The following is a 13,613-nucleotide window of genomic DNA, read 5'->3' on the forward strand; positions in this document are numbered from 1 at the left end:
TTGCTGCTATGAGTATTGGGCGGAAAAGTCTCGGGACAGCCGCTGGCCGGGGAACCATTGGCCATCCGGCAGCTGGGCGGTCAGCTGTTCGACGGCGCAGGCGATGGCAAAGGGCGTGCCCGGGCTGAAGGTCGAAACCCACTCGCCGTCGAACGCGCGCGACGGGCTGACCAGTACCCGGCCCTCGGCGGTGTCGACGATGCTCATTCCGACGTCGGTGGTGGCGTGCTGCCCGTCGCGGCGGCAGCCGGCGACGATCTCGACGTAGCTGCGTGGACCGGCGAACACCGACTCCACCATGCGTCGTGCCGAGCTCGGGATGCCCAGGTAGTCAAGGACTTCGGCCAGCGGCGCGCCGGACCGCAGCCGCTCGTCGGCCCGCGCGCCGACGCGGGCCGGCATGCTGAACTCCTCGAACCGGGCCGGCGGCCGCTGCGCCAGCCCGACACCGAGGACCGGGACCAGCGCGCGGGGATCGTCGATATCCATCGCGGTAAACGTGATCAACTGCGCGCTGCGCAGCGCGACGATGGTTTTGGAGCCTGCGCCGGCGCGCCGCGCGACAACGCCGCGCAGCAGCTCGCCGGTGCCGGTGGCCGCGCCCGGGCCGATGTAGCGCAGGTCCAGCCACCGGTCCGGGAAGCACACCGCCCTGATCCAGTCCGCCACCGCCGGGTTGACGGTGCCGGTCTTGGAGCCGTCATCGGTCACCAGACCCATGCGGATCAGGTCGGCCCTCTGACGTTGGAGGAACGCGTCGCGTTGCGCGGCATCACGATACGGCGTGGTGATCGCCAGCACCCACGGGAAGCTTCCCGCCCCAATGCTTTCCGCGATGAACCACGCGTGATCGACCGTCAACTCGACGGCGTTGGGTTCGACGCTCATCTAGTCGGAACTAACCGCCCCATTTGGCGGCCTCGGCGGTGTCGCGAGCCAGCATGGCCATGGTGTTGGATTCGTGCGTGGTGGACATCGCCTGGTAGGCGCGCACGAGGTCTTCCATGGCCTGGTTCCACTGCGCTTGCCAAGCCTGGTAGGTCAGCCCGGTGTCGCCCTGCCACGCATTCTGCAGCGCGGCCTGTTCGGTGGCGATATCGGCGCCCAGCCCCTGCAACGTGCCGGCGTAGCCCGACATGTCCCCGGCGTGGGCCAGCATCGCCGGGTAGTTGTACATAATCTGCGACATCACAAGTCCTTTCGCGTAGGTCGGTGGGATCAGAACCCGGTGTAGCTCGAGGCCGCCGCGGCGTCGGTGGCCACATAGGTGCCCGCGGCGTCGCCGAGGTTGGCCTGGGCGATGTCCAGCAAGGTGTTGACGCGCGCCGCGACCTCCACGAAGCGGGCGTGGGCGGCCTGGAACGCGGCCGAGGCCTCACCCTGGTGGAACGCCTGCGCCGACAGTGCCTCCTGCTCGGCCTGGCTGATCGTGCTGCGCATCAACGCCGTCTTGGCGCCGAACGCCGATTGCGCGGCCACCAGCTGCGGAATATGAGCATCCAGAAGACTCATAGTGATTTCTCTCCCTTCGGATTTCGGTTACTGACTCCTGCTAGCCGTCTCGTGAACTATGTCCGGCCCCCTTCCCCGTCGGGTTCGCTCGGGCCGTCGTGTTCCCAGGTTCCCGGCACCATCGGCATCCGCGGGCCGCCGCCGAACTCGTCGCCGGCCAGCTTGGCCAGCCCCGCCGCCTGCAGCCCCTCGTCCTTGTGTGCAGTCCCGGCGAACCCCAACCGTCCGGCGCCATTCCCGGAGGCGATTGCGGCGGCGAGCCGCTCGTCGTCTCCGTAATCGGGAGGGACGCCGACGTCTGAGTCCATGTCCGCATATTCGTCGCCGTACTCGCGCATTGCGGCCCGCCGGCGCCGTCGCGCCCGCGCTTCGGCGCGACTGGGCGCCGCCGCGGCCGCCGCCGGAACGGTCGCGGCCGGCGCCTTGATGCCACCGCGGCCACCCACCGTTGGGCCGAGCCCGGTTTCGGGATCACCGCCGCCGCCCACGATGTAGGCGAAGCTCCCGGTAGCCGCGACCGGGGCCGGCGCAGTAGCCGCGGCGGAACTCGCGGCGGCCGTGGATGCCGGTGCCCCAGCGGGACTCGCGATCGGCGCCGCCATACCCGCCGCCGGCAACACCGAGGACCCCTTGGGGGCCACAACTGCCGGCGCACCATTGACGCCCGGCGCGACCGGCGCGAGCTCGGGACCCATCAACAGGAAGTAGCCGATGCCGATCGCCAGCGGCAGCACGAACGGGGCGCTCAAGATCATCGCCCACGTCGGCCAACCAAGCAGGTTGGTGATCACCTCGTAGGCGACGAAGAAGAGGAAAGGGAAGCCGCCCAGGGCCCCCGCCGGATTGGTCAGGAAATTCTGCAGGAGGTTGATGAAATCTTGAACGACATCTTGGAGGAATTTGAACAGCTGCCGCAGCAGGTTCGACAGCCAGGAAAAGGGACCGTCTTGCGTGGCGGTGACCGCGGCGTTGTTGACTTCACCGGCACCGGGATTCACCACGTTGGGCGCCGGCGTGGTTCTCGGCGCCGACGCCATCGCCAGTCCCGAGGCGGCCTGATAGGTGCTCATCACGGTCGCGGCCTGGCCCCACATCCGCACATAGTCCGCCTCGTTGAGGGCGATCGGAATCGTGTTGATCCCAAAGAAATTCGTCGCCACCAAAACACCGTGAATGATGTGGTTGGCTGCCAGCTCCGCCAGCGTGGGCATGGCCGCCAGAGCGGCGACGTAAGAGGCCGCCGCGACCTCGTGCTGCGCGGCCACACCCGCGCTGTCGACACTGGCCTGCTCGAGCCACGCCAGATACGGCACGTGTGCGGACACATACCGCTCCGCACTCGGGCCCTGCCATGCGGCGGCCTGCACCGCTCCCACCAGCCCACCGAGTTCGGCTGCCGCCGAAGAGTATTCGGCGCTGAGCGCGGTCCACGCGCTGGCGGCCGCCAGCAGCGGCCCCGGTCCAGGACCGGCGCTCAGCAACGCCGAATGTACTTCCGGCGGCGAAGCCATCCAGATGGGCGAGGTCATTGTCAGCCGCCCGCAACCCCGTACGTAGCGGCAGCCGCGGCGTCGCCCGCGAGATAGCTCGCCCCGGCTTGGCCGACGCCGACACCGGCGCGGCCCAGCTCCTCGACACCCTGGGCGGCGACGGCCTCGTGCTCCTGGCCCTGGGCGCTGAACCCGGCGGCCGTCTGCAGGGACACCGGATCCGCGGCCGGCGGTACCACCGCGGTGATCGCCGGCGCGGCGGCGGCATGGGCGGCCGCCAGCCGCGCGGTCAGCGCCTCCACCGCCGCGCTCGCCGCGGCCAGCCCCTCAGGAACCACTTGCAACGTCATGGCTACTCCTGTCCTCTCGTTTCACTAACCATCAGTGGGCGAAGCCGTCGCTGCCGCCCTCGATCACGGACTCGGCGACCAGCGGGTTGACCAGCTGCACGTAGGCCGGAGTGTCGCTGTCGCCCAATAGGATTGCCCGTCCGGCGGGCAACCGGGCAAACCGCTGGCCCCGGATCTTGCCGCTGTCCTGTGGGTTACCGGCGAGCATCAGCGTGGTCGCCTGCAAGTCGTTGAAGCGGCGCAGCAGCGGGTTGGTCATCAGTCCGTGCCCCGACCCGGTTGCGCGTGCCGTGACGATCACTCGCAGCCCCAGATCCGCGGCCTGCGCAAGCTGCCCGAGCAGCGGGGTCCACGGCCGCTGTCCGAGGTAGGGACCGCTCATCGCCGGGGCATCCGGCACCTGGTCGACGTCGTCGATGATCAGGTAGTGGGTGTGGCCGTCGAAGCTCCAGCGCGCCAGCTCGGCCGGCGACAGTCCCGCGGGCGGGCGGCGCGAATCGATGAGCTGGGACAGGCCAAGCATCGCGGGGATGATCCGGTCGATGTTGGCGGTGTATTCGTTGTCCGGGAACAGCGGTTCGTCGACCAGGTGCAGCCGCCGGTCCAGCACGGTGAAGGCAACCTGGTCGGGCGTGGAGTTCTCGCGGATGGTGCGGATGATGTGCCGCAGCAGGGTCGTCTTCCCAGACTTGCTGTCGCCGAACACCATTAGCAATGGGTTGTCGGTGAAGTCGAGGACGACGGGCGCCAGGTCCTCCTCGCGCTGGCCGATAACCACCCGCTCCGGGCCTCGGTAGAGCGCCCCGACCGCATCGGGCGTCAGGTTGGTGGGCAGCAACCGCACCGGCGGCGCGGCCATGTCGGGGTAGCGGGCGTTGATCGCGGCCACCTGGTCCAGCTCGGGAGCCGCGAACAGGAAATGCTCCGCGGCCATCGTCAGCCCACGGCCAGGCTGGTCGTGCGGCACCGCGTCGGCCGGGCGGCGCAGCGCGCCGACCATCCGTACGTTGCTGTCCCGCGCGTCGTGCAGCCTGAGCTCGAGGCGCAGACCCAGGCCGTCCCGCATGGCCAGCGGCACCTCCAGCCAGCTCGGCGTGGTGATGATCACGTGGATGCCGTACGCCAGCCCGACGTTGACCAGTTCGGTTACCTTGGCCAGCAACGGATTCCGGGTGTTGAACTGGTCGGTGTTGTCGCGGCCGAAAGCGTAGAGGTTGTCGATGATCAGGAACACCTCGCCGAAGCCGTCGTCAGGCGCCGAGCCGTACCTGTCCCGGAACACCTCTCTCCGCTGACGAGACAGCAGCAGCTGCTCGAGTTCGCCGAAGGTGCGGCGGATGCGTTCGGGCTCCAGCGCCGACGCGACGCTGCCGACATGCGCCAGGTCCTCCAGCGCCCGCAGCTGCCCGCCGCCGTAGTCCAGGCAATAGAACGTGACCTCGCGCGGCGAGTGCAGGCTCGCAGCCGACATGATGAACGTCTGCAGCGCGGTCGATTTGCCGGACTTGGCACCGCCGTGGATGACCATGTTCCCGGCCGACGAGGTCGCGTCGAACACCAATGGGTCGCGGCGCATCTCGAACGGTTTGTCGATCTCGCCCAGCGGCCAACGCCACTCCCGTTGCGGTATCCCGGCCCGGGCCAGCGCCGCGGTGAGCGGGATGGGTTCGTCGAGCGGCGGCAGCCAAAGCTGCGGCGCCCGCGGCCCATAGCGTGCCAGCTGTTCGCCGATCGTCGCGATCAGCTTGCGTGGCGGCCCGGTCGTCTCCTCGTCCGCGGCGTCGGAGATCACTGTTGTCTGATCCGGCTCCACCCGCGCCGCGGTGAACAGCTTCGGCTCGGGAACTGACTGCACCACAAGCGCTTTGGCCGTTTGTGGCGGATCGTAAATTCCGTCGACATAGGTGCTGCGGAATTTGATCGGGGCCGCGCCGGGGGCGGGCACCAGGAAGCCCACGCCCTTGTGCTCCTTGCCCGACTCGATGTGGTAAGCGTCCTCCACGCCGATGATCTGGCGAGAAACGCTGGGACTGGCCACCTTCAACCCGATTCGGTACGAGGTGTTCTTGTCGATGTCTTTGATCTTGCCCACGTCCAGCGTCTGGGACGCGAACAGTATGTGGATGCGGAACGAGCGGCCCTTGCGTGCCACGTAGTCGAACAGCTCCGCGTATTCCGGATGATCGGCCAGCATGAGGGTGAACTCGTCGGCGACCACGAACAGCGTTGGGATCGGCGGCAAGTCATGCCCGGCGGCGATCGCGTTCTCGTACTCGACGACCGAGTTGAACGCGCTGCCCTGAACCTGACGGCCGGCCTCGCGCAGCAGTGACTCGCGGCGCGCCACCTCGCCCCGCAGCGTGTCGGCGAACCGGTCGGCGAGCGACTTCTTCTCGGCCATGTTCGAGATCACCGCGACGACCTGCGGGAAGTTGCGGAAACTGTCCGCGCCGGCCTCGCCCTTGAAGTCGGCGTAGATGACGATCAACCGGTCCGCCGAGTGAGTCGTCAACAGCGACAACAGAATCGACATCAGGGTCTGCGACTTCCCGGAGCCGGTCATACCGATCATCAGGCCGTGCGGGCCCATGCCGCCCTCGGCCTCGTCCTTGAGGTCGAAGAACAGCGGCTCACCAGTCGCGGTGACACCGATCGGCACGCGCAACTCGTCGTCGCGTCGGCGCGGCGCCCACAGCGTCGGCACGTCCAGCTGCGACGCATCCGGGATGCCCAGCAGCGTGCTGAAGGTCGCGCCGCGGGTCGCCGCCGAGCGCAGCCCAGTGTGGGTGGGGTTGGAATCCCACCGCGACAACTGACGGGCCAGGTGGGCGGCCTCGTCCGCGCTGAGTTGATCGGCGGCGTCGATATAGCGCTGCCAGCCGCCGGTCTGCCAGCGGTCGATGGCGCCGCCCGCCACGCGCAGGATCGGCTTTTCGGGGTCCGAATACTGTTCGCGATGCGGCGGCGTGTCGGAGCAGTGCACGACCGTGACCCCCGCCCGGCCCAGGGCCAGCGTCGAGGCGTTCACGTCGAAGTCGGGATCGTCGACGACGATCAGCAGATGGCGCGAGGCATCTGCGGGCCCGCCGGTGAAGGCCGGGCGATCGACAAGGGCCGGTCCCAGCAGCGCGATCAGCTCGTCGGGTTTGCTCGACAGGTAACGCGCCGGCCCGACGCCGTCGAGCTCGCCGGGAATGTCGACGTGCGGCAACCACTTCAGCCAGGACCAGTCGCGGCCCTCCGGGTCGCGGCTCGCCAGTGCCACCCCGAGCACGGTCGGGTCGTGCCACGTCACGGCCTGAGCGATCCAGGCGCGCAACGCCGCCCGGACCTCGTCGGCCTCTCCCAGCACGGTGATCCGCGAGACCTTCGTCAGGTCGATTCCGGTCGGCACGTCGCGAACGGTGCGCTGGGTGTCGAGCAGGCTGCGTAGAGCGCTGTGCGACACCGGTTCCAGATCGATCTCGTCGGCGGTGTCCTTGACCCGCAGCGCGGTGGCCAGCGGCGCCTCGTGCCGGCCGGCCCGCACCACCAGGAAGTCGGCGTCGTGCGGGTCACGCTCCCACTGACGGCGCGATCCGGGCACCGTTGAGAGGGTGGTGGGGTCCGGGTGGGACCACAGGGCGGCCGCGCGTTGCTCGGCGGCCTGGGTGCGGATGTTGTCCCGCACCACCGACAGGTAGCGCAGGTAGTCGGCTCGTTCGGCGTCGACCTCTTCGGTGCGGGTCTTGTTGCCGGTGCCGCGGTACATCGCGGTGGCCGCCAGCAGCAACACGAACGGGAAGAACAGGGTCTGCGGCGAGATCACCCGCATCCCGGTGGCGAACAACGCGACGACCATGCCGACGATCAGCATCACGATCACGACAGGCATCGCCCGCCGCAGCATCGAGGGCGGAATCACCCGGGGCAGCTCGGGCGGCGGCTCGATGCTGATGCTGCCCTTGCGGGTGCTTGGCGGTGCCAGCCTGCGCCGGGCTTCGAAGATCAGTCGGCTCATCGGGGTTCTCCTTCGGCTCCCCGTTCAGCAGAAGCCGGCCGGCCGGGCCTGCTGTCGGGTGGCAAGCCGTCGTGGGCGAGCAGCGCGTCGGCGCGCGATAGCGTCGGGCCGTTCGCGAACAGCGACAGCATCGACCAGGGGATGGGGATTGCGGGCGCGTTGAGGCCAAGGGCTTCAACGGTTTTGCCGTGTCCGGCGGCTCCGGTCGCGCTGTCGGCCTCGTTGTCGATTCCGTAGCGCACCCCGGTGTCGGAGACCCAGAACAATGCCCCGGTGCCCGGCGACGTCGGGCCGCCGCCCACGGTCTGCGTGAAGTAGCCGGTGCCGGGCGCCAGCGCGACCCGGGTGGCTGTCGCTGGGGAACCGCCGCCGATCAGGTCGAGGGTGCGCACCGCGTCGGGCACCGGCAGCGCCGAGCCGGAGAGCAGGCTCAACGAGCTGGTGGCGGCGCCGGCCGGTTTGCTCCAGTACGCACACGTGACGGGGTTCTTGGACGCGTCGACGAGGGCGATCTGGCGGTCGGGATAGCGCGTGGTGTCCAGCATCCGCGAGACCGGGAGCTTCGCCACTTGGTCTGCGCCGATCCGCGGAGGTTGGTCCAGGCCATAGGAATTGGTGTTGCGCAGGATCGCGGCGAGCACCGGCGAGATCGGCTGCAGGCCGTCGGGCAATACCGCGTAGTAGCGCGCCGCGCCCGACGGGCTCTGCTCCAGGGCGTACGACACCACCACGGCGCCGATCGGGGCGGGGACGCCGAAGTTCGCGGGCGCACCGGCATTCGGGATGCCCGGCGCCGTCAGGGACGGAGCTTCGGGGATCGCATTGAACAACCCGGCGGCGATGGGCCGCGGCGCGGGCAGGTCGGAGGCACCCAGGCCCAGGGCGTTGGTGACCGCGTGGTTGGTCAGGTCGAGCTGGCTGCGCCGGCCGTCCCACAGCAGCCAGGTGCTGCTGCCCTTGTCGTTGGCGAAGTCGACCAGGACCGCCTGACCGGATCCGAGCGTCGCCGCCCGAGCGCCCCGACCGTCGGGGGGGCCGGCCATTACGGTGACACCGGTGCTGTGGGCGGCGTGTCCGCCTTGGGCGGGCTCGCTGACCGCGTCGCACACCGTCCAGTTCGCGTCGTGCGAGGCGTTCTGCACCATGCGTTCCGGGGCGCCCGGAATGCCGATCAGGTTGCCCCGCGGAAACCGGTCCAGCTCACTGCTTTTCACTGTGGTGGGGTTCACCGGATGGCCGACGATCAGCCGGGCCGACGTCAGGTTGAGCACCGGGTGCAGGTCGTCACCGACCCGCACGTACAGCGCGGCGGTGGAGCGGTCGGCGAGGACCGCGTTGTTGCCCACCTGACCGTTGGGCCGGATCAACGAGAACACGAAACAGCCCACCAGTCCGGTGGCCAGAATCAGGACGCCCATCAGCACCGCGCGCGACTGGGTGCGCAGCGGGTCGACGAGCATTCTGGTGTCGTGCAAGGCAATTCCGGAGGCGATGCGGCGCATCACGAAACGCCAGCCGGTCACCTGATGACGGGTGACGAAGCCGCGGCGGTAGACCACCTGGTCGGGGTTCTCGTTGACGGGGGTTCGCGAGGAGAACGAACGCCGCTCGTCCGGTGGCTCCGGGTTGGTCATGCCGGCTCCTGCAGACCGAGCCCTTGCAGCAGCGGCTCAACCGAATTGCGCACGTCCTCGGCGGTGATCGTCATCAGCTCCTCATCGGTGAACTCGCCGGTCTCGGCGTGCTCGGAGTGGTCTAGCCGGAATTCGCGTTCCTCTTCGGACTTCTCGACCACGTTGCGCACGAAGCGGCCGTTGCCTGCGATATCCAGGCCGCGCCGTTCGACGCCGGCGGCGTCCGGTTTCGAGGAGTCGGCCAGATGCGCGAACAATGCCTCGAGATCCTGCAGCGCGGCCTGGTCGAACGCGCTGTCGCGCTTGGCGGCCATGAAGTTGGCGATCTCGATCAACTCAGCCGGTTTGTATGACGGGAAGTCGATGCTGCGGGTGAAGCGCGACCGCAGACCCTGGTTGGTGTCAAGGAACCGATCCAGGTCGGCGCGGTAGCCGGCGACGATGACCACCAAACGGTCTCGGTCGTTCTCCATCCGCGCCAGCAGGGTATCGATGGCCACCAGGCCGAAGTCGTTCTTGGCACCGGTGGCAACCAACGCGTAAGCCTCGTCGAGGAACAGCACCCCGTCCAGTGCGCTGTCGATGATCGCGTTGGTCTTGGCCTCGGTCTCTCCGATGTGCTGGCCGATGAGGTCGGCACGGTGCACTTCCTTGATGTTTTCCCGCTTCAAAAGGCCTAGGCCGCAATAGATTTTGGCGACCACCCGGGCGATGGTGGTCTTGCCGGTTCCCGGCGGCCCGGTGAAGACCAGGTGGTGGGTGCGCTGCGCGACCTCGAGCCCGCGCTGCTTGCGCACCAGCTCCATGGCCACCGCGCTCTTCAACCGGGCCACCTGGTCCTTGACCTTGTCCAGGCCGATGAATTCATCGAGTTCGCGTTCGGCCTCGTGGAGCAGCACGCGCTTGCGCTCCTGCGCCCCGGGGTCGACGAAATCGCCGGGGCTGGGCTCGGTGTCCGGATCCCATGGGTCGGTGCGGGCTTCGATCCGGGCCGCGGTGGTGGTGACGATTCCAAAACTGGTGTCGGACAAGGCTTGTTCGACTTGCTCGTTCTCCGGGTGCGCCGCGTACAGATCCTGCAGCACTTCGGCCGCCGACTCCTCGTCGACGTGGGCCCGGAGCACCAGCGCTTTGGCCAGTGCGCCGTCGAGCGCCGCCACCGCGACGGGGCCCTCGGGTTCCTCGAGATACGACAGGGCCGGCGCGAACATGCCCAGCCGGGCCAGCGCGGTGCCCAGGGTGATCTTCGCCGCGTGGGAGAAGGCCTCGTCGAGGTCGGCGTCGTTGACGATCGGCGTCAAGAGCTTGACGACGTCCGACCAACGCGCGGCGCGGTAGTTGACCACCACCGAGACCCAGCGGGCCTCACGCCAACTCGGGCGGCGCTCGATGACGGCCGAAACCAACTTGTCGGCATCGGCGAATTTCCCGGCCTCCGCCAGGGCCGCCGCGTAGGCGAGGGCGAAATCGTCCGGGTCCGTCGCGCGGAACTGCAAATACAGGCCGGTGTCGTAGCGGAAGCCCAACGCCCCGGGCGCCAACTCCACCTCACGCTGCAACACCCCTGCGGTGCGCGCCGTGCGCCACACCGCGTCCAGCACCCGGAGGGACAGGTCGCCGGCGGCGGCCAGCCCCGTCCACGCGTCGCACTGCTCGTGAGCGATCCGGGTCAGCGCCGTGAAACCCGAACGCGCGGCCACCAGGTCGGCGGGACGCTGCCGTTCATAGATAGAGATGCCAAGCGCCCGGCAGCACGTGGCAAACCGGCTGACGATGTCGGCGTCTACCCTGCCGTCGGGCCGGGAATTGGCGGGCCGAGCCGTCAGCATCCCCGTGTCACCGCGTTCCACGGCAGCTTCCTCGCATTTGTGAGCCTCCCCTAACCTGACCGCCTGAAGTTAGCATTGCATAAGCTAACTGTCGAGGCTTCTGCGCTCCCTTGATTCGCCGCACAGCTCGCTGTCCGGGGGCCATTGATCAGGGCATTCGGCACCATCATCGACCCCCTTCCGGTTGCGCCCGACTAAGCAGGGCAAGCTTACTGAAAATGGTTTTCATTAGCAAAATATTTAGGTTGTGTCTTCCGGTCCGTCCGGTTGCCAGGTACTGGGCACCATCGGCAGCGCCGGCCCATCGCCGAATTCGTCACCCGCGAGCGTGGCCAACCCCGTGGCCGCGCCCGTCTGCCTGTGCGCCGTTCCGGCGAAACCCCGTGGCCCCGCGCCACGCTCGGACGCCACCGTCGAGCTCTCCCGGCTCGCGTCGGGACCCGCACCCCGTTCGGAGTCCAGATCCATGAATTCGTAGCCGCGGTAATGGTCGTCCATCGTTGCGCGCCGCCGCCGGCGCGCCCGTCGCTCCCCGCGCGCTGACGCGGCGGCCGCCGCAGCGGCCGAGGCTGCGTCGGGCTCCGACGCCTTCCGCCGCGCACTCGTGCTCAGGCCGGTGTCCGTCCCGATGGTGGGACCGCCGACCAGGTAGGGATAGGCGACGGCCTCGACACCGGTGACCGGCGGCGGCGGTGGGGGTGGGGGTACAGCTGTCGCGGCGGTCGCGGGGGCGGGCGCCGACGTCGGGGTGGAGGACGGCGCCGGGGCCGTGGCCGCGGGAGCGCTGACGACCGGGGTGGCGGTGACCACGGGCGCGCCGGGCGCTTGGGGCAGCGGTGCGGGCACCGCGGCGGCGGGGGCGGGGGCCACGTCGGGCTGGATCCCGGCCAGCAGGCCGAAACTTGCGATGCCTGCCCCAACTGCCGCCGGTACCAAGAAGGGAATCGTCGCGAGCTGGGGGAAGGTCTGCAGGGCCTCGCCGAGGTGCTCGAATTCGTCGGCGATGAGCAACGGAATGTCGCGGAACAAATCCTCTATCGCATCGAGCGGGTCCGTCTGAAATTCCTCCAAATCCCTTCCGATGGTTTGGAATATCTCGAGGATGCGGTTGACCCACCAGCTCAGCTGGGTCGGGTCGCCGCCGTCGTTGTCGACGATTCCGCCGTCATCGTCGCTGTCGTCGCCGCTGCCGTCGTCGGCATGCATGATGACCGGTGCCGGATCGGTTTGCGGTGCCGATGCCACCGCCGCGGTGGACACCGCTTGATAGGTGGTCATCGTGGTGGCCGCCTGGACCCACATGCGCGCGTAGTCGGCCTCGTTGACGGCGATCGGAATGGTGTTGATCCCGAAGAAGTTGGTGGCGACCAGTACCGCATGCACGGCGTGGTTGGTGGCGAGCTCGGGCAGCGTGGGCATCGCGGCCAACGCCGCGGTGTAGGCGGTGGCCGCGACGTCGTGCTGGGCGGCCGCCGCCGCGCTGTCGGCGCTGGCCCGCGTCAGCCACGCGAGGTAGGGCGCGTGCGCGCTGACATATTGCTCGGCGCTCGGGCCTTCCCACGCGCCGGACTGGACCGCCGCCAAGACTCCGGTCAGTTCGTCTGCCGTCTCGGCATAGGCGGCACTCAACGAACTCCACGCGCCGCTGGCCGCCAGCAGGGCGCCGGGCCCGGGCCCGCTGCTCAGCAGCGTCGAGTGGACCTCCGGTGGCAGTGCCATCCAAACCGGCGCGGTCATTCGCGGCCTCCCGGGACCCTGGGGGTGAGATCAACGGCCGCCTGGGCTGTTAGGCGGCGCAAGCATCACGCCGCTAGTAGTCGGCCGGCGGCCCGGGAAAGTTCCCGGCCGCGGCCGATTCATCGGAGATTCTTCGCGCGGCCTCAGGCCTTGACGGCACTCACCAGGGTGTTGCGGGCGATCATCGGGCCGGATTCGGTGTCCGGTTCGGGCACCGGCCTGCCCACTTCGCGCAGATAGTCGGCCAGCGGCGTACCGACCGCGGTCCAGCCCCGCCCGCCGAACCATTCGTCGGCCGGCGCGCACCGCTCGTTGTAGACCAACCGGAAAAACAGGCGCTGGTCGCCCTCGGCGGCGGCGGCGCGTTCCTCCTCGACCGCGGCCTCGAACTCGTCGGGCGGCAGCGGCGCCCCGTCCTCGACCGCGACGTGGCTGCCGTGGCCTGCCAGGCCGTCGACGCCGGCGAACAGCTGCTCCTGTGCGTCGGCGGGGAGATAGATCAGCAGGCCCTCGGCAATCCAGGCCGACGGCTTGGCCGGATCAAAGCCGCTGGCCCGCAAAGCTTGTGCCCAGTCCTCACGCAGATCGACAGCGACCTCCCGGCGCTCGGCACGCGGCTGCACACCGTGGCTGGTGAGCACCTCACGCTTGAAGTCGAGGACCTCGGGCCGGTCCAACTCGAAGATCGTCGTCCCGACCGGCCAGTCCAGCCGGTAGGCGCGGGAGTCCAGTCCCGCGGCCAGGATGACGATCTGCCGCACGCCGGCGTCGGCGGCCCGACGGAAATATTCGTCGAAGTACCTCGTGCGAGCGCCCTGGAAGTTGACGAAATGCCGGCCGAACTCCGCCGTCTTCAGCGGGTGATCGGGAGCCTTACCGTCGAGAACGTCGGCCGCTGGGCCGCCGACGGCGCGGCAAAACAACTCGGCATATTCGTCGACCACCAGCGGCTCGGGCTTCTGCGCCTCGAGCGCCCGCGCGGTCGCCACGAACAACGCCGTCGACCCGACACTTGTTGTGATATCCCAACTATCGCCTTCGCTGCGCACCCAACCGACACT

The 13,613-nt window shown here is 69.0% G+C and carries 10 protein-coding genes; all 10 read right to left on the bottom strand.

Going from position 1 to position 13,613, the window contains the following annotated elements; translation table 11 throughout:
- Positions 1 to 6 precede the first annotated feature (6 nt).
- The gene (locus A5736_RS16745; RefSeq protein ID WP_076247443.1) at positions 7 to 888 is read right to left on the bottom strand and encodes an ESX secretion-associated protein EspG; all 882 of its coding nucleotides are present in this window, start codon (positions 886 to 888) and stop codon (positions 7 to 9) included.
- A gap of 10 nt (positions 889 to 898) precedes the next feature.
- Positions 899 to 1,189 (bottom strand): WXG100 family type VII secretion target, encoded by a 291-nt coding sequence (locus tag A5736_RS16750; protein WP_076116046.1) that lies wholly within the window; start codon positions 1,187 to 1,189, stop codon positions 899 to 901.
- A 29-nt stretch (positions 1,190 to 1,218) separates the two neighbouring features.
- The gene (locus tag A5736_RS16755; RefSeq protein ID WP_076123678.1) at positions 1,219 to 1,512 is read right to left on the bottom strand and encodes a WXG100 family type VII secretion target; all 294 of its coding nucleotides are present in this window, start codon (positions 1,510 to 1,512) and stop codon (positions 1,219 to 1,221) included.
- Between the two features lie 56 nt (positions 1,513 to 1,568).
- The gene (locus A5736_RS16760; RefSeq protein ID WP_076247445.1) at positions 1,569 to 3,041 is read right to left on the bottom strand and encodes a PPE family protein; all 1,473 of its coding nucleotides are present in this window, start codon (positions 3,039 to 3,041) and stop codon (positions 1,569 to 1,571) included.
- A gap of 2 nt (positions 3,042 to 3,043) precedes the next feature.
- On the bottom strand, positions 3,044 to 3,352 hold the full coding sequence (locus tag A5736_RS16765) for a PE family protein (protein WP_076123676.1): 309 nt from the start codon (positions 3,350 to 3,352) through the stop codon (positions 3,044 to 3,046).
- Between the two features lie 31 nt (positions 3,353 to 3,383).
- Positions 3,384 to 7,352: a type VII secretion protein EccCa gene (gene eccCa / locus A5736_RS16770; protein WP_076247446.1), complete on the bottom strand. Its 3,969-nt coding sequence runs from the start codon at positions 7,350 to 7,352 to the stop codon at positions 3,384 to 3,386.
- Entirely contained in the window at positions 7,349 to 8,986 is a 1,638-nt protein-coding gene (gene eccB, locus A5736_RS16775; protein WP_076247448.1) for a type VII secretion protein EccB, read from the bottom strand. The genes eccCa and eccB overlap by 4 nt, the downstream gene beginning before the upstream one ends.
- Positions 8,983 to 10,836, bottom strand: a complete 1,854-nt coding sequence (eccA, locus tag A5736_RS16780) for a type VII secretion AAA-ATPase EccA (RefSeq protein ID WP_076247450.1) — start codon at positions 10,834 to 10,836, stop codon at positions 8,983 to 8,985. Before eccA ends, eccB begins: the two co-directional genes overlap by 4 nt.
- Positions 10,837 to 11,055: 219 nt before the next feature.
- On the bottom strand, positions 11,056 to 12,552 hold the full coding sequence (locus A5736_RS16785; protein ID WP_076247452.1) for a PPE family protein: 1,497 nt from the start codon (positions 12,550 to 12,552) through the stop codon (positions 11,056 to 11,058).
- Between the two features lie 143 nt (positions 12,553 to 12,695).
- The gene (locus A5736_RS16790) at positions 12,696 to 13,601 is read right to left on the bottom strand and encodes a class I SAM-dependent methyltransferase (protein ID WP_076123671.1); all 906 of its coding nucleotides are present in this window, start codon (positions 13,599 to 13,601) and stop codon (positions 12,696 to 12,698) included.
- Positions 13,602 to 13,613: the final 12 nt, after the last annotated feature.

Origin of the sequence: Mycobacterium sp. SP-6446 (assembly GCF_001954045.1) — a bacterium.
GTDB lineage: Bacteria > Actinomycetota > Actinomycetes > Mycobacteriales > Mycobacteriaceae > Mycobacterium.